We start from the raw sequence: 22,359 nt of genomic DNA, 5'->3' as shown, positions 1-22,359 counted from the left end.
AATGGCGGCTGTTTTTGCCTCACCGGCTTTCAACTTAGGGGATATCCGTGTCAGTGGAACTTTGGCAGCAGTGCGTGGAGCTTTTGCGCGATGAGCTGCCTGCCCAGCAATTCAACACCTGGATCCGTCCGCTACAGGTCGAAGCCGAAGGCGACGAGTTGCGTGTCTACGCACCCAATCGTTTTGTTCTCGACTGGGTCAACGAGAAATACCTGAGCCGCGTTCTCGAATTGCTCGATGAACATGGCAACGGGCTTGCTCCGGTGCTCTCCTTATTAATAGGCAGCAAACGCAGCTCGGTACCTCGTGCTGCGCCGAATGCACCGTTGGCAGCCAGTGCCTCCCAGGCTCAGGCCGCGGCGGCACCTGTTAATAACTCGCCGGCCCCGGTTGCCCAGACGCCTTCGAAATCGTCGTCGCAGAAAAACGCGCCTATAAATGAAGAGCCGTCCCGCGACAGCTTTGACCCAATGGCCGGCGCCAGCTCTCAGCAGGCCCCGGTTCGTGCTGAACAGCGCACCGTCCAGGTAGAAGGTGCGCTTAAGCACACCAGTTACCTGAACCGCACGTTCACCTTTGAGAACTTTGTCGAAGGTAAATCCAACCAGCTGGCCCGTGCGGCTGCCTGGCAGGTTGCCGACAATCCCAAGCACGGTTACAACCCGCTCTTCCTTTATGGCGGTGTTGGCTTGGGTAAAACTCACTTGATGCACGCCGTGGGGAACCACCTATTAAAGAAGAACCCGAATGCCAAGGTCGTGTACCTGCACTCGGAGCGCTTCGTGGCCGACATGGTGAAGGCGCTGCAGCTCAATGCAATCAACGAGTTCAAACGGTTCTACCGTTCCGTTGATGCCTTGCTGATCGATGACATTCAATTCTTCGCCCGCAAGGAACGTTCCCAGGAAGAGTTTTTCCACACGTTCAACGCGTTGCTCGAAGGTGGCCAACAGGTCATCTTGACCAGTGACCGTTATCCGAAGGAAATCGAAGGCCTGGAAGAGCGCCTGAAGTCGCGCTTCGGCTGGGGCCTGACCGTCGCGGTAGAACCGCCGGAACTGGAAACCCGCGTCGCGATCCTGATGAAAAAGGCCGACCAGGCTAAAGTCGACCTGCCTCACGACGCCGCGTTCTTCATCGCCCAGCGCATTCGTTCCAACGTGCGTGAGCTGGAAGGCGCACTCAAGCGGGTCATCGCTCACTCGCACTTCATGGGCCGCGACATCACCATCGAGTTGATTCGCGAATCCCTGAAAGACCTGTTGGCGTTGCAAGACAAGCTGGTGAGTGTGGATAACATCCAGCGCACTGTGGCCGAGTACTACAAGATCAAGATTTCCGACCTGCTGTCCAAGCGCCGTTCGCGCTCGGTAGCACGTCCCCGTCAGGTAGCGATGGCGCTCTCCAAAGAGCTGACCAACCACAGCCTGCCGGAAATTGGTGATGTGTTTGGCGGTCGCGACCACACCACGGTCTTGCACGCGTGCCGCAAGATCAACGAACTTAAGGAATCCGACGCGGATATTCGCGAGGACTACAAGAACCTGCTGCGTACACTGACTACTTGATGAACACCAGCGCAGCTTATTAAGGCAAGGGACTAGACCATGCATTTCACCATTCAACGCGAAGCCCTGTTGAAACCCCTGCAACTGGTCGCAGGCGTCGTCGAGCGCCGACAGACCTTGCCGGTGCTTTCCAACGTATTGCTGGTTGTCGAAGGCCAGCAATTGTCCTTGACCGGTACCGACCTGGAAGTCGAACTGGTCGGTCGTGTCCAGCTGGAAGAGCCCGCCGAACCTGGCGAGATCACCGTGCCGGCGCGCAAGCTGATGGACATCTGTAAAAGCCTGCCTAACGACGCACTGATCGACATCAAGGTTGATGAGCAGAAGCTGGTGGTCAAGGCCGGTCGCAGCCGCTTCACCCTTTCGACCTTGCCGGCCAACGACTTCCCGACCGTGGAAGAAGGTCCTGGCTCGCTGACCTGCAGCCTGGAACAAAGCCGACTGCGCCGTTTGATCGAGCGCACCAGCTTCGCAATGGCCCAGCAGGACGTGCGTTATTACCTCAACGGCATGCTGCTGGAAGTCTCCGAAGGCATCATCCGCGCCGTAGCCACTGACGGTCACCGTCTGGCCATGTGCTCGATGAAAGCCGATATCGGTCAGCCGGATCGCCACCAGGTGATCGTGCCGCGTAAAGGTATTCTGGAACTCGCGCGCCTGCTGACCGAGCCGGATGGCAATGTCAGCATCGTCCTGGGCCAGCACCACATCCGCGCGACTACCGGCGAGTTCACCTTCACATCCAAGCTGGTTGACGGCAAGTTCCCGGATTACGAGCGTGTTCTGCCTAAAGGCGGTGACAAGCTGGTGATCGGTGATCGTCAGGCCCTGCGTGAAGCATTCAGCCGTACCGCTATTCTCTCCAACGAGAAGTACCGTGGTATTCGCCTGCAATTGGCCAACGGCCAGCTGAAAATTCAGGCGAATAACCCTGAGCAGGAAGAAGCGGAAGAGGAAGTGGGCGTCGACTACAACGGCGGCAACCTGGAAATCGGCTTCAACGTCAGCTACCTGCTGGACGTGCTGGGCGTCATGACCACCGAACAGGTTCGCCTGATTCTGTCTGACTCCAACAGCAGCGCCCTGGTGCAAGAATCCGACAACGATGACTCGGCTTACGTTGTCATGCCGATGCGCCTGTAATCATGTTCAGCAGAAGCTAGATGTCCCTCAGTCGCGTCTCGGTCACCGCGGTGCGCAATTTGCACCCGGTGACCTTCTCCCCTTCCCCCCGCATCAATATCCTCCACGGCGCCAACGGCAGTGGCAAAACCAGCGTGCTGGAAGCCATTCACCTGCTAGGGCTAGCCCGTTCCTTTCGCAGTGCCCGCTTGTTACCGGTGATTCAGTACGAGCAATTGGCGTGCACGGTATTTGGCCAAGTCGAATTGGCGGAAGGCGGTCATAGCAGCTTGGGGATTTCTCGTGATCGCCAGGGGGAGTTTCAAATACGCATTGACGGGCAGAATGCTCGCAGTGCCGCGCAGCTGGCGGAAATCCTGCCACTGCAACTGATCAACCCAGACAGCTTCCGCTTGCTGGAAGGCGCGCCAAAAATCCGCAGGCAATTCCTCGATTGGGGAGTGTTCCACGTGGAACCGCGTTTCATGGCCACTTGGCAGCGCCTGCAGAAGGCCCTGCGGCAGCGGAACTCATGGCTGCGGCATGGTACACTTGACGCCGCTTCGCAAGCGGCCTGGGACCGGGAACTGTGCCTGGCCAGCGCTGAAATAGATGAATACCGCCGCGCCTATATCAAAGCCTTGAAACCAGTCTTTGAACAGACCTTGAGCGAGTTGCTTGAACTCGAGGGGCTGACGTTGAGCTACTACCGTGGTTGGGACAAAGACCGGGAACTGAGTGCAGTGCTCGCCACGTCCTTACAACGGGATCAGCAAATTGGTCACACCCAGGCCGGACCACAACGGGCTGATTTGCGCCTTAGATTAGGCGCACATAATGCTGCGGACATCTTGTCCCGCGGTCAGCAGAAGTTGGTGGTTTGCGCCCTGCGTATCGCCCAGGGGCATCTGGTTAGCCAGGCCCGGCGCGGGCAATGTATTTATCTGGTGGATGACTTGCCGTCCGAACTGGACGAGCAGCACCGCCGCGCGTTATGCCGCTTGTTGGAAGACTTACGCTGCCAGGTGTTTATCACCTGTGTAGACCACGAATTATTGAGGGAAGGCTGGCAGACGGAAACGCCAGTCGCTTTGTTCCACGTGGAACAAGGCCGTATCACCCAGACCCACGACCATCGGGAGTGAAGGCATGAGCGAAGAAAATACGAATACGTACGACTCGACCAGCATTAAAGTGCTTAAAGGTTTGGATGCCGTACGCAAACGTCCCGGTATGTACATCGGTGATACCGATGATGGCAGCGGTCTGCACCACATGGTGTTCGAGGTGGTCGATAACTCGATCGACGAAGCTTTGGCCGGTCACTGCGACGACATCAGTATCATCATCCACCCGGACGAATCCATCACCGTGCGCGACAACGGTCGCGGCATCCCGGTAGATGTGCATAAAGAAGAAGGCGTTTCGGCGGCAGAGGTCATCATGACCGTGCTCCACGCCGGCGGTAAGTTCGACGACAACTCCTACAAAGTATCCGGCGGTTTGCACGGTGTAGGTGTTTCCGTGGTGAACGCCCTCTCCGAACTGCTGGTGCTGACCGTGCGTCGCAGCGGCAAGATCTGGGAACAGACCTACGTTCACGGCGTTCCGCAAGAACCGATGAAGATCGTCGGCGAAAGCGAAACAACCGGTACCCAGATTCATTTCCGTCCTTCCGACGAAACCTTCAAGAACATCCACTTCAGCTGGGACATTCTGGCCAAGCGGATTCGTGAATTGTCCTTCCTCAACTCCGGTGTGGGTATCGTCCTCAAGGACGAGCGCAGCGGCAAGGAAGAGCTGTTCAAATACGAAGGTGGCCTGCGTGCGTTCGTTGAATACTTGAACACCAACAAGACTGCGGTCAACCAGGTGTTCCACTTCAACATCCAGCGTGAAGACGGCATCGGCGTGGAAATCGCCCTGCAGTGGAACGACAGCTTCAACGAGAACCTGTTGTGCTTCACCAACAACATTCCTCAGCGCGATGGCGGTACTCACCTGGTGGGTTTCCGTTCGGCACTGACGCGTAACCTGAACACCTACATCGAAGCAGAAGGCCTGGCGAAGAAGCACAAAGTCGCCACCACCGGTGACGATGCCCGTGAAGGCCTGACCGCGATTATTTCGGTCAAGGTTCCGGATCCGAAGTTCAGCTCCCAGACCAAAGACAAGCTGGTGTCTTCCGAAGTGAAGACCGCCGTTGAACAGGAAATGGGCAAGTACTTCTCCGACTTCCTGCTGGAAAACCCGAACGAAGCCAAATTGGTTGTCGGCAAGATGATCGACGCGGCGCGGGCTCGTGAAGCGGCGCGTAAAGCCCGTGAGATGACCCGTCGTAAAGGTGCACTGGATATCGCTGGCCTGCCGGGCAAACTGGCTGACTGCCAGGAGAAAGACCCTGCCCTCTCCGAACTGTACCTGGTGGAAGGTGACTCTGCTGGCGGTTCCGCCAAGCAGGGTCGTAACCGTCGCACCCAGGCCATCCTGCCGTTGAAGGGTAAGATCCTCAACGTCGAGAAGGCACGCTTCGACAAGATGATTTCCTCGCAGGAAGTCGGCACCTTGATCACCGCCCTAGGCTGTGGCATCGGCCGCGACGAGTACAACATCGATAAGTTGCGCTACCACAACATCATCATCATGACCGATGCTGACGTCGACGGTTCGCACATCCGGACCCTGCTGCTGACGTTCTTCTTCCGTCAGTTGCCGGAGCTGATCGAGCGTGGCTATATCTACATCGCCCAGCCGCCGCTGTACAAAGTGAAAAAGGGCAAGCAAGAGCAATACATCAAAGACGACGACGCCATGGAAGAGTACATGACGCAGTCGGCCCTGGAAGATGCGAGCCTGCACTTGAACGACGAAGCCCCGGGCATCTCCGGTGAAGCGTTGGAGCGCCTGGTAAACGATTTCCGCATGGTGATGAAGACCCTCAAGCGTTTGTCGCGCCTGTACCCTCAGGAGCTGACCGAGCACTTCATCTATCTGCCTGCCGTCAGCCTCGAGCAGTTGGGCGATCACGCTCATATGCAGAATTGGCTGGCCCAGTATAAAGTCCGTCTGCGTACCGTTGAAAAATCCGGCCTGGTTTACAAAGCCAGCCTGCGTGAAGACCGTGAACGTAATGTCTGGCTGCCAGAGGTCGAACTGATCTCCCACGGCCTGTCGAACTACGTCACCTTCAACCGCGATTTCTTCGGCAGCAACGACTACAAGACGGTTGTTACGCTCGGCGCGCAACTAAGCACCCTGCTGGACGACGGTGCTTACATCCAGCGTGGCGAACGCAAGAAAGCGGTCAAAGAGTTCAAGGAAGCCCTGGACTGGTTGATGGCTGAAAGCACCAAGCGCCACACCATTCAGCGATACAAAGGTCTGGGCGAAATGAACCCGGATCAGCTGTGGGAAACCACCATGGACCCAGCTCAGCGTCGCATGCTGCGTGTGACCATCGAAGACGCCATTGGCGCGGATCAGATCTTCAACACCCTGATGGGTGATGCGGTGGAGCCTCGTCGTGACTTCATCGAGAGCAATGCCTTGGCGGTGTCCAACCTGGACTTCTGAAGGCGCAGCGAAGTTGCAATTGTAGGGAGGCTGTCTATGCCTCCCTTTAAAAACAACCCCGGCTATGTCCGGGGTTTGTCATTTTTAGAAACGGTAGAAAGGGCGATGGAAACCAATCATCTCTAAGGTCATGCTAAAAAGTGTGCCTCACTGAGGATGCGCAGATGACAGACAAACACATTGCTCAAAGGCACCACGAAACCTTTGAAGGTATCCGTCAAGTCGACTTCGACGGAAATGAATACTGGTTGGCGCGTCAACTGGCAAAGGTGTTGGATTATTCGCAGTATCGCCATTTCTTACCGGTTGTTGAGCGGGCAATGGACGCTTGTCGTAATAGCGGCCAGACGATTTCTGACCATGTGGAGGGTGTCCTCACAATGGTGGAAATTTGGTCAGGTGCTAAACGTCAACTGGAGGACCTGCGCCTCTCCCGTTATGCTTGTTATCTCATTGTGCAAAATGCCGATCCCGCTAAACCGGTTATTGCAAATGGACAGACCTATTTTGCCATTCAGACCAGAAGGCAGGAGTTGGGTGATAGTGAGGCGTTCAGGCAACTTTATGAAGACGAAAAGCGACTATCTATTCGTAATGAGCTTGCTGTTCACAACAAGCATTTGGCCGCAGCAGCCAAGGAGGCCGGTGTAGAAAGTGGGATGGATTTCCCCATCTTTCAAGACCACGGTTACAAGGGACTATATGGCGGTTTAGGTAATAGAGACATTCACGTCCGTAAAGGATTGAAGAAGAGTCAAAAGATTCTCGATCATATGGGTAGCACTGAACTTGCAGCCAATCTCTTCCGAGCGACGCAAACCGAAGAGAAATTACGGCGAGATCATGTGGATTGTAAAAGCAGAGCGAACAACACGCACTATGAGGTCGGGCGCAAGGTCCGACAAACCATAGAAGAGTTGGGTGGCACGATGCCTGAAGACCTGCCGAAACCTGCCAGTAGTATTCAGCAAATCGAGTCAGACAAGAGCAGGCTGCAAAACGGCAAACCGAAGAAGTGAGTTCACCGGGTACTGCAGGGTTAAATGCTTTGAGAAGGGTGGAGATTTATAAATGCTCCACGTGGAACATCTCAATCCTCGGCAGCAGATGTCACACTCTCCAGCCGATACCCATACCCATAGATCGTCAGCAACTGCCACCCCCGCTCCGCCGTCAGTCCGAGCTTATTCCGTAGCCGATAAATATGCGTATCCAGCGGCCGTGACGACACCATTTCTTCATGAGTCCAAAACCGCTCATACAAATATTCCCGAGAAAGTGGTCGCGCCAGATTCTCAAACAGACACCGAGCCAGGCGGTATTCGCGCTCCGTCAGGCTGATGGGTTTCCCTGCCCTGCTTACCGTGAGCTCAGCATCATCAAAGGTCAGGTCGTTGAAGGTTAGAACTTCGCTCGCCGCGGACTTTTGCAGGCCGTGGCGACGCAGAACAGCATTCACCCGCGCCTTAAGCTCGTTAGGGCGAAATGGCTTGCTGACGTAATCGTCGGCGCCACTGTTCAGCGCCTGGACGATATCGCTCTCGGCATCGCGGCTGGTGAGCATGATGGCGGCGGGTGGCGCTTCCATGTGCTCGCGGGTCCAGCGCAGCAATGCCAAGCCGCTGAGGTCGGGCAGTTGCCAGTCAAGGATTAGCAGGTCAAAGGTTTCCCGGCGCAGTTGGCGCAGCAGGTCTTCTCCACGCTCGAAGCAGTGCAGCGTCCATGGCTGATCCGCAGCGCTGGGGATTTGTCGCAGTGTCTGTTCCACCCGCCGCAGTTCAGCAGGTTCGTCATCCAGTATTGCGACACGCATGGCAGGGTCCTTTCTTATTGAAGAATGCGGGCATGAATCTGAACAATTATGGCCAGATTCTCAGGCCCTCTGAATCTCTCGGTACGCTGATATCAAATGGCCGTAGCCATTCGAAATCGTCAATACCCAAGCTGGGAAGATACCGGCTCGAGACCTTCAGGAAAAGGATCAATGGCAATCTGGTTTTATGCTGTTTCGAGGCGTGTGATTGTTCTGGAAAAGATTAATGTGTGGGGGCGATTGGTATTGGTGGTAATGGCGGCAACCTTGGGGACCGAAACGGTGGGGGCATCGAAGCCGGTAATGCCTGCATCATTCGATGAGCGTCAAACCCTGAGTGAACCCGGTAACGGCATGGGCTTCGCCAACTCACCCTTTGAGCAGCTCAGCGAACAACAGCAGAACCAACGCTGGGTGTTTTAAGCACCGCCAAATCTGAACAAATGTTGCGAATCGATCCGATGCACCTATCTTGTAGGTAAATTCGTTGTCGCTGGATGACACACGGATTGGGGCGAGGGAATTGCTCCGACACAGGGACGTGTCATCTTCTGCATAGATCCCACGCCCCAGACATTTCGGCTATCGACTGGATACCTCATCGAGTATCGTAGGCGGTATTCAAGGTCTTCCCGCGCAAGACGCTTCCTGAACGTGCTTTCTGATGACCCATTAGAACTAGAATCTTGATGAGCGCCATGACCTTTTTTCCCTGCCGATTCCGCTTTGCCATTTCTACCCTGTTGGGCTCAGGCTTGATCCTTACGCTTGGCGTCATGAGTATGCCGGCTTTCGCACGTCCCGCCCCTTCCCGCGCGCCCTACATTGACGACAACCAGATGTGCCGTCCGCAGCCTCTGCCGGCGGTGGTGCAGCATCTGACAGGCGAGGCTTGGAAGCTGGATGCCAAGGGCGTGTCTACTGCCTTGGAAGAAGGCATGGTCATTGATGAACAGGAGAGTGTGAAAACCTCACCGGACGCGTTTGTCAGCCTTCTGCTGGGAGACGGTTCGCGGATTGTCTTGCCGTCCAGCTCCCAGGTTCGACTGCACCTGGTCGAGGAGCAATCGATCCCTCAGGTCATTCTTGAAGAAGGTCAGGTTGAGGCGTATGTGATCAAGCGTGCCAGCGACTATGACCGTTTCCAGATCGTGACACCGGTAGGTGTGCTCGGTGTGCGCGGCACGCATTTCCGTGTACGCAACGACGGCGAACAATCACTGGTGGAAGTGCTCAATGGGCAAGTCGCGGTCAATCGTGATGATGCTCCACCGAGCCCACGACCGATCAAGAAGAAGCCCATTACCGGTCCGGTTGCGGGTGAAGTGAAGGTCGGTGCGAGGCAAGGTCTGGCATTCAAGAAACAAGGCGAACTCAAGCCCGTGGAATTGCTGGATGCGCCACGTCTGGTGGGCCAGGACGGGCAAAAAGGCGATGCGCCGGTATGGACGCTGTTCCTGCGTCCGTTAGCCGGTGCCCAGCGTTACAGGGCCCAGGTCGCGACCGATAAGGCGTTTCTGAACATCAAGCAGGAAAACTTCTCCGACAAGCCGCAAATGCACTTCACTGGGCTCAAAGCATCGTTCTATCACGTTCGTTTGTCGGCCTATGATGAACACGGGCTTGAGGGAGAAACCGGGGTCTATGACATCTTCTATTACCCGCCCGCGAACCGCGTGCAATAGTGCTCCGGACGCTAACCGGTGAGGCTGTGGCACAGGGCTGAAAAGCGTCAGCCGACCCAGGCTCAGCGGCTGTTCAATGGCCTGGTGCGCGAATGGCTCTGGGTCAGCCTGTTGTTGTTACCCATCACGGCATTCCTGTCACTGAGCCCGGGCTTTTCTCTCAACAACCTGCTGTATGACAGCCTCCGCCGCCTGGCGCCTTTGCCGGTGGATCCACGCATCTTGCTGGTGACCATTGATGACCGAAGCCTGAAGGAACTCGGCCAATGGCCTTGGTCCCGGCGCGTACACGCCGACCTGCTTGATCGGCTGAGCGCGGCCAAACCCACGAGTATTCTGTTTGATGTGATCTTCAGTGAGCCTGCCCGGGAGCCGGCCAATGACCTGCGCCTGGCCGAGGCTATGTGCAACGCCGGCACTGTCCTGTTGCCGTTGATTCGCGAAGGCACGCCCCGCTACGATCAACCTGTGGCGCAAATCCTGCCGGTGCTGCCCTTGCGCGATTGTGCCAGGGGTGTCGGCCATATCAACGTTGAAGCTGACGGCGACGGTATCGTTCGAAGCCTGTATTTGCGCGAAGGCCCGCCAGGCAACATGACGCCCCAACTCGCTTGGTTGGCGTTTGAACTGAGTGGCCAGCCATCCGTCATGCCGGGAGCGCTCGGTCCGACGGACAGCAACACCTGGCAGCGTGAAAACTCCATTCGAATTCCGTTCATCGCCAGCCATGCCGGCTTTCCCAGCGTGCCGTATGTCAGCGTATTACGTGGCGAGGTGCCGCCTGAGCTGCTGAGAGACCGCTTGATCCTGGTCGGCGCCACTGCGCCGGGTATGGGCGACCGGTACGTCACGCCGCTGTCAGCCAGCGTCGGCACCACCCCCGGTGTGGAGATCCAGGCCAACATTCTCAATGGCTTGCTGCAAGGGCGTAGCATCGTCGACTTGCCCGCGTGGATGGCGACACTGCTGGCCATCGTCATGGTCGCGCTGCTATTGGGCTCGCTGTTGTTTCGTCCGCGTTATGCACTATGGCTAACTCTCGGTTGCATGAGCGCCGCGCTGCTCGGTTCCTGGAGCCTGTTGCGCCTGGGCCATTGGTGGTCCCCGGGGGCTTGCCTGATCGGCATGTTGCTCAGCTACCTGATCTGGAACTGGCGGCGCCTGAGCGTGATCCTGGCCTACTTCGGTTGGGAGCTGGCACGCCTGGACAACGAACCCAAAGTGCTCCCGGAGCGGCGTAGGGCGCCCGCCAACCAAGGTGATGTATTGCAGGGACGGATCTTTGCCCTGGAACAAGCGGTCAGCCGTACCCGGGACACGCGACGCTTTATGGCCGATGGCCTGGAGTGTTTGCCGGTAGCAACGTTGATTACCGACCCCAAGGGCAACGTCCTGCTGGCCAACCGGATTGCCCGTGATGTATTCGGCAATGAGCTGGTGGCGGAAAACCTCTTGGAGCAGCTCGCGGCATTGGGTTACCCACCGCTGCAGGAGGGCGTTCGCCCTGCCCTGTCGGCACTGGAAATTGTCGAATTCCGCGACATCCATAACCGTAGCCTGCGCCTCGACCTGGCCCCGCTGCTGCCCGCGGACGGTGACGTGGCATTGGGCTGGCTACTCAGCCTCACCGACCTGAGCATTGAGCGCGATGCCCAGCAGCAGCGGGAAACCTTGCTGCGCTTTCTGTCCCACGACCTGCGCGCTCCGCATTCGGCGATCCTGGCCCTGTTGGATGTCCAGGACACTGCAGCACCAATATTTGGCCAGATCGAACAACAAGTCCGTCGCGCCCTGAACCTGACCGAATCATTCGTGCAACTGGCGAAAGCCGAATCTGACGGCTACCAATTCCAGCCCAGCCTGTTTGCCATGCTGGTGCTCGACGCATTTGATCAAGTCGCGGTGCACGCCCAGTTGAAAGGCATCCACCTGGTCCACGATCTGAATGAAGACGGCGAGGAAATGGTCTGGGCCGATCAATCGCTGCTGACCCGCGCCTTGTTCAACCTGCTGGAGAACGCGGTCAAATACAGTCCTTCGGGGACCACCGTGACGTTAAGCCTGACCAGCCGCGAAGATCGTTTGGAATGCCGCGTCAGCGACCAGGGACGAGGAATCGCTGCGCAGGACCTGCCAGAACTCTTCGCTCAATACCGGCGCTTCGCCTCTGCTCAAGGCAGTGAGGGATTGGGATTGGGACTGACCATGGTCAAGGCCGTCGTGGATCGTCATGGTGGGCGAATTGGCTGCGAAAGTGTGGTGGATGAAGGCACGACCTTCATCCTTCAGCTGCCATTGTGGAGAGAGTGAACGGCTGCTTTTTACCTGTGCATAAAAAACCGGTCTCAAGGACCGGTTTTTTAATGCGGAAAAAACTTATGCACCTTTTCCGCTGTTTTATGAGCTTGGGAAATATGTAAGTAAATCAGCAGCCTATAATTGAAAAAGCCCAATTCGCCAACAAACCGTACACAGGTTATCCACAGAAACTCAAATCACCGGAGTGTCGACAACAACCGGCTCCGGCGGCAGCGAACCCATGGCCCTTTGTTGCGCTTCATTCCATGCCTGGGCACGGTCGTTCAGCGCTGCAATAGCGCGTGGGCCTTCGCCCTCGGCATACATCGGTTCGCCAATCACTACAGTGATGGTGCCTTCACGCTTGGCCCAGCCCGTCTTTGGCCAGAACTTGCCGGCGTTGTGGGCAATCGGCAGCACCGGCAGGCCGGCGTTCACCGCCAAGGCCGTACCGCCGCGTGAGAACTTGCCCACAGTGCCATAGGGCACCCGCGTACCTTCGGGGAAGATCAGCACCCAAACGCCGTCCTTGAGCAGCTCGTCGCCCTTCTTCGCCACATGCTTGAGCGCTGCCTTGGGGTTGTCGCGGTCGATGGCGATCGGACGCAGCATGGCCATGGCCCAGCCGAAGAACGGCACATACAGCAGCTCACGCTTGAGCACCTGACTCAAGGGCGAGAAGTACGCAGACAGGAAGAAGGTTTCCCAAGTGCTCTGGTGGTTCGACAAAATCACGCAGGGCTGGTCAGGGACGTTTTCGGCGCCCTTGATCTCGAAACGAATGTTCAGGAACACCTTGGTCAACCACAACGCGCAGTTGCACCAAAAGACGTTGATGAAACGATAGCGCGCCTTGAACGGCAGAAAAGGCGCGATAAAAAAGCTCAGGGTGCACCAGAGGAAAGAACTGGTGCCCAGCAGCAGGTAAAAGAAGAAGGTTCTGATGGCCTGCAAAATCGACATGGCGGCATTTACCGTTGCGGGACAACGCCCGCCTGTTAAAAGCGCGCTCCCGAACAATCCTTGGTCAGGAAGTCAGAAGTGCTGCTAGTTGTTGATAAGTTCTGCGGCAACCGCCGCCAGATCGTCAAAAATCAAGGTACCTACCGGCAGGGTTTTAGCCTGGGTCTTTTCGCCTTTCCCGGTTTTTACCAAAACTGGCTGAGAGTCGACGGCTTTGGCAGCTTCCAGGTCACCGAGGCTGTCCCCGACAAACCATAGACCAGCCAATGGCACGTTGTAATGTTCAGCAATAGTTTTAAGCATACCCGGTTTGGGCTTGCGGCAATCGCAGCCTTCATCCGGGCCGTGCGGGCAATACACCACCAGCCCTACTTCACCGCCCTGCTCGGCCACGAGTGCGCGCAGGCGCGCGTGCATGGCGTCGAGGGTGGCGATGTCGTAGTAGCCGCGGGCGATGCCGGACTGGTTGGTTGCGATAGCCACCGTCCAGCCCGCTTTGCTCAACTGCGCGATGGCCTCGATCGAGCCGGGCAGTGGAATCCATTCCGCCACCGATTTGATGTAAGCGTCGGAGTCGTAATTGATCACTCCGTCCCGATCGAGAATCAGCAGTTTCAACATGATCAGCCCAGTACGGAAATGTCAGCGATATTGATGAACAAGCCACGCAGACGCGCCAGCATGGCGTAGCGATTTTTCCGCACACCCGCATCTTCGGCATTGATCATCACCGCTTCGAAGAACGCATCCACCGGCTCACGCAAGGTGGCCAGGCGCGCCAGTGCTTCGGCGTAGTTACGTTCGGCGATCAGCGGCTTCACTGCGTTTTCTGCCTTGGCGATGGCCGAGTTCAGCGAGAACTCCTTGGCATCGGCAAACAGGCCTGGGTCGACTTCGGCATTGCCGAGGTTGTCGGCCTTGCTCAGCAGGTTCGACACGCGCTTGTTCACCGCGGCCAGGGCACCGGCTTCCGGCAGCTTGCGGAAGGCCTGAACGGCTTGTACGCGCTGGTCGAAGTCCAGCGCCGAACCCGGTTGCAGGGCACGTACCGACAGGTACACCGAAACGTCCACGCCTTCGTCTTCGTAACGCGCACGCAGGCGGTCGAACACGAACTCCAGCACTTGCTCGGCCAGGCCCGCTTGCTTGACCTTGGCACCGAACTGGCCGACAGCGAACACCACGGCCTGGGTCAGGTCGAGGTCGAGCTTCTTGTCGATCAGGATCCGCAGCACACCCAGGGCCGCACGGCGCAGGGCATACGGGTCTTTGCTGCCGGTAGGCAACATGCCGATACCGAAGATACCGACGAGGGTATCCAGCTTGTCCGCGATGGCCACGGCCGCACCGGTGAGGGTGGTCGGCAGCTCGGCGCCAGCACCGCGCGGCATGTACTGTTCGTTCAGCGCCAGGGCGACGTCCTCCGGCTCGCCGTCATTCAGGGCGTAGTAGTAACCGGCAACACCTTGCATCTCCGGGAACTCGCCGACCATCTCGGTGGCCAGGTCGCACTTGGACAGCAGGCCGGCACGCGCAGCCCAGGCAGCATCGCCACCAATGCGTGGCGCGATGTAGGCGGCCAGCTTGGAGACGCGCACGGCCTTGTCGTAGACGCTGCCGAGTTTTTCCTGGAACACCACGTTTTGCAGGCGCAGGTTGAAGTCTTCGAGCTTCTGCTTTTTGTCTTGCTTGAAGAAGAACTCGGCGTCAGTCAGGCGCGGGCGGACGACTTTCTCGTTACCGGCGATGATCTGCTGCGGGTCCTTGCTTTCGATGTTGGCCACGGTGATGAACCGAGGCAGCAACTTGCCGTCGACGTCCAGCAGGCAGAAGTACTTCTGGTTGTCCTGCATGGTGGTGATCAGTGCTTCCTGCGGCACGTCGAGGAAACGTTCCTCGAACGAGCACACCAGCGGCACTGGCCATTCAACCAAAGCGGTCACTTCGTCCAGGAGGCTTGGCGGCACGATGGCGGTGCCTTCCTGCTGGCGGGCCAGCTCTTCGGTGCGCTTGCTGATCAGCTCGCGACGCTCATTAGCATCGGCCAGCACGTAGGCGGCACGCAGGTCAGCGGCGTAGTTGGCCGGCGAGGTGATGCGCACGGCTTCAGGATGGTGGAAGCGGTGACCACGGGAATCACGGCCGGCCTTCTGGGCGAGGATGGTGCAGTCGATGACTTGGTCACCGAGCAGCATCACCAGCCATTGGGTTGGACGCACGAACTCTTCCTTGCGCGCACCCCAGCGCATGCGCTTCGGGATAGGCAGGTCGTTCAGGGAATCTTCAACGATGGTCGGCAACAGGCTGGCAGTCGGCTTACCGGTGATGACCTGGCTGAAGCGTAGTTTCGGGCCGCTCTGGTCGATCTCGCTCAGCTCGACGCCACATTTCTTGGCAAAACCAAGGGCGGCTTGAGTCGGGTTGCCTTCAGCATCGAAAGCGGCCTGGCGTGGCGGGCCGTCGAGGTTGATGCTGCGGTCCGGCTGCTGGGTTTCCAGCGCGGTGAGCAACACCGCCAGGCGACGCGGTGCGGCGTAGACCTTCTTCGCTGCGAACTTCAGGCCAGCGGTTTGCAGGCCTTTTTCGATACCGGCCAGAAACGCGTCGGCCAGGGTGTTCAGTGCCTTGGGTGGCAGCTCTTCGGTGCCCAGTTCAACCAGGAAATCTTGAGCACTCATTGTGCAGCCTCCAGCTTAGCCAACACTTCATCACGCAGATCCGGGGTTGCCATCGGGAAGCCCAGCTTGGCGCGAGCCAGCAGGTAGGCTTGGGCGACGGAGCGCGCCAGGGTGCGTACACGCAGGATGTATTGCTGGCGCGCGGTGACCGAGATGGCACGGCGAGCATCCAGCAGGTTGAAGGTGTGGGATGCCTTCAGAACCATTTCATAGCTTGGCAACGGCAACGGCTGATCCAGTTCGATCAGGCGCTTGGCTTCGCTTTCGTAGAAGTCGAACAGCTCGAACAGTTTCTCGACGTTGGCGTGTTCGAAGTTGTAGGTCGACTGCTCCACTTCGTTCTGGTGGAACACATCGCCATAGGTCACCTTGCCGAACGGGCCGTCAGCCCACACCAGGTCGTAGACCGAATCTACGCCTTGCAGGTACATGGCCAGGCGCTCGAGACCGTAGGTGATCTCGCCGGTCACCGGGTAGCACTCGATGCCACCGGCTTGCTGGAAGTAAGTGAATTGCGTCACTTCCATGCCATTGAGCCAGACTTCCCAGCCCAGGCCCCAGGCGCCCAGGGTTGGCGATTCCCAGTTGTCTTCGACGAAACGGATGTCGTGGACCAGCGGGTCCAGGCCGACATGTTTCAGCGAGCCCAGGTACAGCTCCTGGAAGTTGTCCGGGTTCGGCTTCAGTACCACCTGGAACTGGTAGTAGTGCTGCAGGCGGTTCGGGTTTTCGCCGTAGCGGCCGTCAGTCGGGCGACGACTGGGCTGCACATAAGCGGCGTTCCAGGTTTCCGGGCCAATGGCCCGCAGGAAGGTAGCGGTGTGGAAAGTGCCGGCGCCTACTTCCATATCGTAGGGCTGAAGTACCACACAACCTTGCTCGGCCCAGTATTGCTGGAGGGCGAGGATCAAGTCTTGGAAGGTACGCACGGCTGGCGTAGGCTGGCTCACGAAATTCACCTGTTACTTGGGCTGCGATTTAAAGAGCGGGAGTATACCCGATTCGGCCGCGCCACCATCCCCTGGAGCCTTATGCCACGCTGCTTTTGGTGTTCTGAAGATCCGCTGTACATGGCTTATCACGATCAGGAGTGGGGAACGCCGCTGCGCGATGCGCAGGGACTGTTCGAGTTGCTTTTGCTCGAAGGGTTCCAGGCGGGCCTGTCCTGGATCACCGTTTTACGCAAACGCGAGCACTATCGAAAGGTCTTGTTTGGATTTGATGCACAGCGTTTGGCCCAACTGAGCGATGCCGAGATTGAAGCGCTGATGCTCGATCCGGGCATCGTGCGTAACCGCCTGAAACTCAATGCCACCCGACGCAATGCCGCCGCCTGGCTGACGCTGGAGGATCCTGTGGGGTGGCTCTGGTCGTTTGTCGGCGGCGTGCCCAAGGTCAATCATTTCAAGGATCGCAGCCAGGTTCCCGCGATTACGCCTGAAGCGGAAGCGATGAGCAAAGCCCTGAAAAAAGCCGGCTTTACGTTCGTCGGACCCACCATCTGCTACGCGTTCATGCAGGCCTCGGGCATGGTCATGGACCACACTCAGGACTGCGACCGTTACGCGGACCTGGCCAACGCCGGTTAGAATGGCGGTTTTGCGCACCACACACGATCAGGAGTGACCTGTGGAAAAGTTTAAAGGCGCCTTGCTGGTAGGCGCTCTTCGGTTGTTTGCCCTGCTGCCTTGGCGCGCGGTGCAAGCGGTCGGTTCGGCGATTGGCTGGATCATGTGGAAAACCCCCAACCGCTCCCGCGAAACGGTGCGGATCAACCTGTCCAAATGCTTCCCCGACATGGACCCGGCCGAGCGCGAGCGCCTGGTGGGACGCAGCCTGATGGACATCGGCAAGTCCCTGACCGAAAGCGCCTGCGCCTGGATCTGGCCGGCTCAGCGTTCCATCGACCTGGTGCGTGAAGTCGAAGGCCTGGAAGTGCTGCACGAAGCTCTGGCCTCGGGTAAAGGCGTGGTTGGCATCACCAGCCACCTTGGCAACTGGGAAGTGTTGAACCACTTCTATTGCAGCCAGTGCAAACCGATCATTTTCTACCGCCCGCCGAAGCTCAAGGCGGTGGATGACTTGCTGCGCAAACAGCGGGTGCAACTGGGTAACCGCGTGGCGGCGTCCACCAAGGAAGGCATCCTCAGTGTCATCAAGGAAGTGCGCAAAGGCGGCCAGGTGGGGATTCCTGCGGATCCGGAGCCGGCAGAGTCCGCCGGGATCTTCGTGCCGTTCTTCGCCACCCAGGCGCTGACCAGCAAGTTCGTGCCGAACATGTTGGCGGGGCACAAGGCGGTCGGAGTGTTCCTGCATGCCCTGCGGCTGCCAGATGGCTCGGGCTACAAAGTGATCCTGGAAGCGGCGCCGGAAGATATGTACAGCACCGACACAGCCACTTCATGTGCGGCGATGAGCAAGGTGGTTGAGCGGTATGTGGGGGCTTACCCAAGCCAGTACATGTGGAGCATGAAGCGCTTCAAGAAACGCCCGCCGGGTGAGGCGCGGTGGTACTGATGTACGTCGATCTGTAGACCCCTGCAGATCCAGTGTGGGAGCTGGCTTGCCCGCGATGGCATCACCTCGGTGTAACTGAAGGACCGAGTTGCCTGCATCGCAGGCAAGCCAGCTCCCACAGGAGTCTCTTCAGGCTTGGCGGTCGAGTTTCTTCAGGAACACCGTCATTTCTTTTTCGGCCTGCTTGTCGCCATGGGCCTGGGCCGCTGTAATCCCCTGCTCCCAAGCCAACCGCGCCGCAGCACTATCACCCTGCCCCAACTGCGCCTTGCCTAACAGCTTCCACGCCGCCGAATACTTCGGATCAAACTCGACGCACTTCTGCAAATGCTCCGCCGCCTTCGCGTTGTCCTTCAGATCCAGATAACCCTTGCCCAAACCAAACCGCAGCAGTGAATTATCCACACCCTTGGCGAGCATTTTTTCCAGGGATTCGAGCATGTCGGTCACTCCGTTTGATCAGAAAAAGCTCAGGCCCACGTGGAACAGTTTCTCCACATCGCGGATATGTTTTTTATCCACAAGGAACAGAATCACATGGTCGCCGGTGGCGATCACCGTGTCGTCGTGGGCGATGATCACTTCTTCATCGCGAATGATTGCGCCAATGGTTGTACCCGGTGGCAGGCCGATATCGCGGATCGCCTTGCCAATCACCTTGCTCGACTTCGAGTCGCCGTGGGCAATCGCCTCGATGGCTTCCGCCGCGCCTCGGCGCAACGAGTGCACACTGACGATATCGCCGCGCCGCACGTGGGCCAGCAAGGTGCCGATGGTTGCCAGTTGCGGGCTGATGGCGATGTCGATATCGCCGCCCTGGATCAGGTCGACATAGGCCGGGTTGTTGATGATGGTCATCACCTTCTTCGCCCCCAGCCGCTTGGCCAGCAACGACGACATGATGTTGGCTTCGTCATCGTTGGTCAGCGCCAGGAAGATGTCGGCGTCGGCGATGTTTTCTTCCAGCAGCAGGTCACGGTCCGAGGCACTGCCTTGCAGGACCACGGTGCTGTCGAGGGTGTCGGACAAATACCGGCAGCGTGCCGGATTCATCTCGATAATCTTCACCTGATAGCGGCTTTCGATGGCCTCGGCCAGGCGCTCGCCGATCTGCCCGCCACCCGCGATGACGATGCGTTTGTAGGTCTCATCCAGACGGCGCATTTCACTCATCACCGCGCGAATATTCGCCTTGGCGGCGATGAAAAATACTTCGTCGTCGGCTTCGATCACCGTATCGCCCTGAGGCAGGATCGGCCGGTCGCGACGGAAGATCGCCGCCACCCGTGTCTCGACGTTGGGCATGTGCTGGCGCAACTGGCGCAGTTGCTGGCCCACCAACGGCCCGCCGTAGTAGGCCTTGACCGCCACCAGTTGCGCCTTGCCTTCGGCAAAGTCGATCACCTGCAAGGCGCCTGGGTGTTCGATCAGGCGCTTGATGTAGTGGGTCACCACCTGTTCCGGACTGATGAGCACGTCCACCGGGATCGCGTCGTTGTCGAACAGCCCGGCGCGGGTCAGGTAGGCCGCCTCACGTACCCGGGCGATTTTGGTCGGGGTGTGGAACAGGGTGTGGGCGACCTGGCAGGCGACCATGTTGGTCTCGTCACTGTTGGTGACCGCCACCAGCATGTCGGCATCGTCGGCACCGGCCTGGCGCAGCACCGTAGGAAACGAGGCACGGCCTTGTACGGTTCGGATATCCAGGCGGTCGCCCAAATCCCGCAGGCGCTCCGCGTCGGTGTCGACCACGGTGATGTCGTTGGCTTCGCTGGCCAAATGCTCGGCCAGCGTACCGCCGACCTGCCCTGCGCCGAGGATGATGATTTTCATCCGGTCACTCCCTTAAAACCATTCAGCCGCGAGCGGCGGCAATCTTGATCAGCTTGGCGTAATAGAACCCGTCGTGGCCGCCTTCCTGGGCCAGCAACTGGCGGCCATGAGGCTGCTTGATCCCGGCCTGGATGTCGAGGTCCAGTTCCCGTGCGCCGCTGGTGCGGGCCAGGAAGGCATCGATGACTTCGGTGTTTTCGGTGGGCAGCGTCGAGCAGGTGGCATAGAGCAGGATGCCGCCGACTTCGAGGGTCGGCCACAACGCGTCCAGCAATTCACCTTGCAGCACGGCCAGGGCGGCGATGTCGTCGGGTTGGCGGGTCAGCTTGATGTCCGGGTGGCGGCGGATCACGCCGGTGGCGGAACACGGTGCGTCCAGCAGGATGCGCTGGAAGGGCTTGCCGTCCCACCAGGTGGCGGTGTCGCGGCCATCGGCGGCGATCAGTTCGGCGCTCAGGCCCAGGCGCGCGAGGTTTTCCCGCACGCGCACCAGGCGCTTGGCTTCCAGGTCGACGGCGACGACGCCGGCCAGGTCTGCTTGTACTTCCATGATGTGGCAGGTCTTGCCGCCGGGGGCGCAACAGGCGTCCAGTACGCGTTGGCCAGGCGCCAAGTCCAGCAGATCGGCGGCCAGTTGCGCGGCTTCGTCCTGCACGCTGATCCAGCCTTCGGCGAACCCGGGCAGATTACGGACATCGCCCGGTTCTGTAAGAACGATGCCGTCCTGGCTGTAGACACAGGCCGTAGCTGCTACGCCGGCTTCGCCAAGCAGCGCGAGATACGCATCGCGAGTGTGATGACGGCGGTTCACCCGCAGGATCATCGGCGGGTGCGCGTTGTTGGCGGCGCAGATGGCTTCCCATTGCTCGGGCCAGAATGCCTTCAGGGATTTTTGCAGCCAGCGCGGGTGAGCGGTACGCACCACCGGGTCATGTTCCAGCTCGGCCAGCAGCGCTTCGCTTTCGCGCTGGGCGCGGCGCAGCACGGCGTTGAGCAGGGCCTTGGCCCAAGGCTTTTTCAGCTTGTCGGCGCAACCGACGGTTTCGCCGATGGCCGCGTGGGCCGGGACGCGGGTGTAGAGCAGTTGATAGAGACCCACCAGCAGCAGCGCCTCGACATCGGCATCTGCGGCCTTGAACGGCTTTTGCAGCAGCTTGGCCGCCAGCGCCGACAACCGCGGCTGCCAGCGGGCGGTGCCGAAAGCCAGGTCCTGGGTGAAGCCGCGATCGCGGTCTTCGACTTTATCCAGCTGGGTCGGCAACGAACTGTTGAGGGAAGCCTTGCCGTTGAGTACGGCGGCCAGGGCCTTGGCGGCGGCCAGACGTGGGTTCATAGGGTGTCTACCGCTTGGCCGAGGACGATGCCGACGGCAAATTTCTCACGACGGCTGTTGAACAAATCGCTGAAGTTCAGCGCCTTGCCGCCGGGCAGTTGCAGACGGGTCAGGCACAGCGCCTGTTCACCGCACGCTACCAACAGGCCGTCTTTGCTGGCGCCGATAATCTCGCCGGGGGCACCTTTTCCATCGGCCAAGGTGGCGGCCAATACTTTCAGGGCTTCACCATTGAGGGTGCTGTGGCAGATCGGCCACGGGTGGAAGGCGCGTACCAGGCGTTCCAGCTCAACGGCCGGACGACTCCAGTCGATGCGGGCTTCATCCTTGTTCAATTTGTGGGCGTAGGTGGCGAGGCTGTCGTCCTGCACTTCGCCTTCCAGGGTGCCAGCAGCCAGGCCGGCGATGGCCTGGACTACGGCCGGCGGGCCCATTTCGGCGAGGCGATCGTGCAGGCTGCCACCGGTGTCTTCAGCGGTGATCGGGGTGGTGACTTTCAACAGCATCGGGCCTGTGTCCAGGCCCGCTTCCATGCGCATTACGGTCACACCACTTTCGGCGTCACCGGCTTCAACGGCCCGTTGGATCGGTGCCGCACCGCGCCAGCGAGGCAGCAGCGAGGCGTGGCTGTTGATGCAACCCAGGCGCGGGATATCCAGCACGGCCTGGGGCAGGATCAAGCCGTAGGCCACCACCACCAGCAGGTCCGGCTTCAGCGCAGCCAGTTCTGCCTGGGCGTCGGCGTTGCGCAGGGTTGGCGGCTGCAGCACGACAATGTTGTTCTCAAGTGCAAGCTGCTTGACCGGGCTGGGCATCAGCTTTTGCCCACGACCGGCCGGGCGATCGGGCTGGGTGTAGACCGCCACGATTTCATACGGGCTGGCGAGCAGGGCCTTGAGGTGTTCGGCGGCGAATTCGGGGGTGCCGGCAAAAACGATGCGCAGTGGCTCGGTCATGGGAAACGTCTCACAAAAGA

Annotated in this window: 19 protein-coding genes; 10 read left to right on the top strand and 9 right to left on the bottom strand. The window is 59.0% G+C overall.

All coding sequences use genetic code 11. From position 1 onward, the window contains the following. Window positions 1–47 precede the first annotated feature (47 nt). From dnaA to dinD, 5 genes are all read left to right on the top strand, one after another. Window positions 48–1,568, top strand: a complete 1,521-nt coding sequence (dnaA, locus tag K0H47_RS22110; RefSeq protein ID WP_063033748.1) for a chromosomal replication initiator protein DnaA — start codon at window positions 48–50, stop codon at window positions 1,566–1,568. 39 nt (window positions 1,569–1,607) lie between these two features. Further along, window positions 1,608–2,711 carry a DNA polymerase III subunit beta gene (gene dnaN / locus K0H47_RS22105; protein ID WP_003213582.1) on the top strand — a complete coding sequence of 368 codons (1,104 nt, stop codon included), beginning with the start codon at window positions 1,608–1,610 and terminating at the stop codon, window positions 2,709–2,711. 20 nt (window positions 2,712–2,731) lie between these two features. Then, window positions 2,732–3,835, top strand: a complete 1,104-nt coding sequence (gene recF / locus K0H47_RS22100; protein ID WP_003213585.1) for a DNA replication/repair protein RecF — start codon at window positions 2,732–2,734, stop codon at window positions 3,833–3,835. A 4-nt stretch (window positions 3,836–3,839) separates the two neighbouring features. Next, window positions 3,840–6,263, top strand: a complete 2,424-nt coding sequence (gene gyrB, locus K0H47_RS22095) for a DNA topoisomerase (ATP-hydrolyzing) subunit B (protein WP_219273637.1) — start codon at window positions 3,840–3,842, stop codon at window positions 6,261–6,263. A gap of 164 nt (window positions 6,264–6,427) precedes the next feature. Then, entirely contained in the window at window positions 6,428–7,282 is an 855-nt protein-coding gene (gene dinD, locus K0H47_RS22090; protein WP_219273635.1) for a DNA damage-inducible protein D, read from the top strand. A gap of 71 nt (window positions 7,283–7,353) precedes the next feature. Here dinD and K0H47_RS22085 read toward each other — a convergent pair whose 3' ends face one another. Then, window positions 7,354–8,076 (bottom strand): response regulator transcription factor, encoded by a 723-nt coding sequence (locus K0H47_RS22085; RefSeq protein ID WP_063033745.1) that lies wholly within the window; start codon window positions 8,074–8,076, stop codon window positions 7,354–7,356. A 171-nt stretch (window positions 8,077–8,247) separates the two neighbouring features. Here K0H47_RS22085 and K0H47_RS22080 point away from each other — a divergent pair, with 171 nt between their 5' ends. The 3 genes from K0H47_RS22080 to K0H47_RS22070 all read left to right on the top strand — a co-directional run bounded on the left by K0H47_RS22080 (window position 8,248) and on the right by K0H47_RS22070 (window position 12,071). Then, window positions 8,248–8,499 (top strand): hypothetical protein, encoded by a 252-nt coding sequence (locus K0H47_RS22080; RefSeq protein WP_063033744.1) that lies wholly within the window; start codon window positions 8,248–8,250, stop codon window positions 8,497–8,499. 275 nt (window positions 8,500–8,774) lie between these two features. Beyond that, window positions 8,775–9,761, top strand: coding sequence for a FecR domain-containing protein (locus tag K0H47_RS22075; protein ID WP_374106780.1), 987 nt, complete (start codon window positions 8,775–8,777; stop codon window positions 9,759–9,761). Window positions 9,762–9,779: 18 nt separating this feature from the next. Then, window positions 9,780–12,071 carry a CHASE2 domain-containing protein gene (locus K0H47_RS22070; RefSeq protein WP_219273633.1) on the top strand — a complete coding sequence of 764 codons (2,292 nt, stop codon included), beginning with the start codon at window positions 9,780–9,782 and terminating at the stop codon, window positions 12,069–12,071. Between the two features lie 180 nt (window positions 12,072–12,251). Here the strand turns inward: K0H47_RS22070 and K0H47_RS22065 are convergent, their stop codons facing one another. The 4 genes from K0H47_RS22065 to glyQ form a co-directional block, all read right to left on the bottom strand. After that, window positions 12,252–13,022 (bottom strand): 1-acyl-sn-glycerol-3-phosphate acyltransferase, encoded by a 771-nt coding sequence (locus K0H47_RS22065; protein ID WP_010168506.1) that lies wholly within the window; start codon window positions 13,020–13,022, stop codon window positions 12,252–12,254. Between the two features lie 84 nt (window positions 13,023–13,106). After that, entirely contained in the window at window positions 13,107–13,646 is a 540-nt protein-coding gene (gmhB, locus tag K0H47_RS22060; RefSeq protein ID WP_172834592.1) for a D-glycero-beta-D-manno-heptose 1,7-bisphosphate 7-phosphatase, read from the bottom strand. Next, on the bottom strand, window positions 13,646–15,700 hold the full coding sequence (gene glyS, locus K0H47_RS22055; RefSeq protein ID WP_063033741.1) for a glycine--tRNA ligase subunit beta: 2,055 nt from the start codon (window positions 15,698–15,700) through the stop codon (window positions 13,646–13,648). Before glyS ends, gmhB begins: the two co-directional genes overlap by 1 nt. Then, entirely contained in the window at window positions 15,697–16,650 is a 954-nt protein-coding gene (gene glyQ / locus K0H47_RS22050; RefSeq protein WP_003213601.1) for a glycine--tRNA ligase subunit alpha, read from the bottom strand. Before glyQ ends, glyS begins: the two co-directional genes overlap by 4 nt. Window positions 16,651–16,731: 81 nt before the next feature. On the opposite strand from glyQ, the gene K0H47_RS22045 reads away from it, so the two are divergent. Both K0H47_RS22045 and K0H47_RS22040 read left to right on the top strand, forming a co-directional pair. Further along, window positions 16,732–17,289, top strand: coding sequence for a DNA-3-methyladenine glycosylase I (locus tag K0H47_RS22045; protein WP_063033740.1), 558 nt, complete (start codon window positions 16,732–16,734; stop codon window positions 17,287–17,289). A gap of 40 nt (window positions 17,290–17,329) precedes the next feature. After that, window positions 17,330–18,217 (top strand): lysophospholipid acyltransferase, encoded by an 888-nt coding sequence (locus K0H47_RS22040; RefSeq protein ID WP_003213605.1) that lies wholly within the window; start codon window positions 17,330–17,332, stop codon window positions 18,215–18,217. 129 nt (window positions 18,218–18,346) lie between these two features. On the opposite strand, the gene K0H47_RS22035 is transcribed toward K0H47_RS22040, so the two are convergent. The 4 genes from K0H47_RS22035 to fmt are packed head-to-tail and all read right to left on the bottom strand — an operon-like array spanning window position 18,347 to window position 22,339. Beyond that, window positions 18,347–18,658 carry a tetratricopeptide repeat protein gene (locus K0H47_RS22035; RefSeq protein WP_063033739.1) on the bottom strand — a complete coding sequence of 104 codons (312 nt, stop codon included), beginning with the start codon at window positions 18,656–18,658 and terminating at the stop codon, window positions 18,347–18,349. Between the two features lie 18 nt (window positions 18,659–18,676). Continuing rightward, on the bottom strand, window positions 18,677–20,050 hold the full coding sequence (gene trkA / locus K0H47_RS22030; protein ID WP_219273631.1) for a Trk system potassium transporter TrkA: 1,374 nt from the start codon (window positions 20,048–20,050) through the stop codon (window positions 18,677–18,679). A gap of 22 nt (window positions 20,051–20,072) precedes the next feature. After that, window positions 20,073–21,383: a 16S rRNA (cytosine(967)-C(5))-methyltransferase RsmB gene (gene rsmB / locus K0H47_RS22025; protein WP_219273629.1), complete on the bottom strand. Its 1,311-nt coding sequence runs from the start codon at window positions 21,381–21,383 to the stop codon at window positions 20,073–20,075. Further along, window positions 21,380–22,339, bottom strand: a complete 960-nt coding sequence (fmt, locus tag K0H47_RS22020) for a methionyl-tRNA formyltransferase (RefSeq protein WP_219273628.1) — start codon at window positions 22,337–22,339, stop codon at window positions 21,380–21,382. The genes rsmB and fmt overlap by 4 nt, the downstream gene beginning before the upstream one ends. Between the last annotated feature and the right edge of the window lie 20 nt (window positions 22,340–22,359).

The sequence above is a fragment of the Pseudomonas sp. Xaverov 83 genome (assembly GCF_019352905.1).
In the GTDB taxonomy this organism is placed as follows: Bacteria; Pseudomonadota; Gammaproteobacteria; order Pseudomonadales; family Pseudomonadaceae; genus Aquipseudomonas; species Aquipseudomonas yamanorum.
Note: the sequence above shows the minus strand (reverse complement) of the source record. Positions and strands in the feature narration are given on the sequence as shown.

Coding starts and splice junctions, on each gene's coding strand:
- dnaN (WP_003213582.1), top strand. CDS start 1,608: ATGCATTTCACCATTCAACGCGAAGCCCTGTTGAAACCCCTGCAACTG.
- recF (WP_003213585.1), top strand. CDS start 2,732: ATGTCCCTCAGTCGCGTCTCGGTCACCGCGGTGCGCAATTTGCACCCG.
- gyrB (WP_219273637.1), top strand. CDS start 3,840: ATGAGCGAAGAAAATACGAATACGTACGACTCGACCAGCATTAAAGTG.
- dinD (WP_219273635.1), top strand. CDS start 6,428: ATGACAGACAAACACATTGCTCAAAGGCACCACGAAACCTTTGAAGGT.
- K0H47_RS22085 (WP_063033745.1), bottom strand. CDS start 8,076: ATGCGTGTCGCAATACTGGATGACGAACCTGCTGAACTGCGGCGGGTG.
- K0H47_RS22080 (WP_063033744.1), top strand. CDS start 8,248: ATGGCAATCTGGTTTTATGCTGTTTCGAGGCGTGTGATTGTTCTGGAA.
- K0H47_RS22075 (WP_374106780.1), top strand. CDS start 8,775: ATGACCTTTTTTCCCTGCCGATTCCGCTTTGCCATTTCTACCCTGTTG.
- K0H47_RS22065 (WP_010168506.1), bottom strand. CDS start 13,022: ATGTCGATTTTGCAGGCCATCAGAACCTTCTTCTTTTACCTGCTGCTG.
- glyS (WP_063033741.1), bottom strand. CDS start 15,700: ATGAGTGCTCAAGATTTCCTGGTTGAACTGGGCACCGAAGAGCTGCCA.
- K0H47_RS22045 (WP_063033740.1), top strand. CDS start 16,732: ATGCCACGCTGCTTTTGGTGTTCTGAAGATCCGCTGTACATGGCTTAT.
- K0H47_RS22035 (WP_063033739.1), bottom strand. CDS start 18,658: ATGCTCGAATCCCTGGAAAAAATGCTCGCCAAGGGTGTGGATAATTCA.
- trkA (WP_219273631.1), bottom strand. CDS start 20,050: ATGAAAATCATCATCCTCGGCGCAGGGCAGGTCGGCGGTACGCTGGCC.
- rsmB (WP_219273629.1), bottom strand. CDS start 21,383: ATGAACCCACGTCTGGCCGCCGCCAAGGCCCTGGCCGCCGTACTCAAC.
- fmt (WP_219273628.1), bottom strand. CDS start 22,339: ATGACCGAGCCACTGCGCATCGTTTTTGCCGGCACCCCCGAATTCGCC.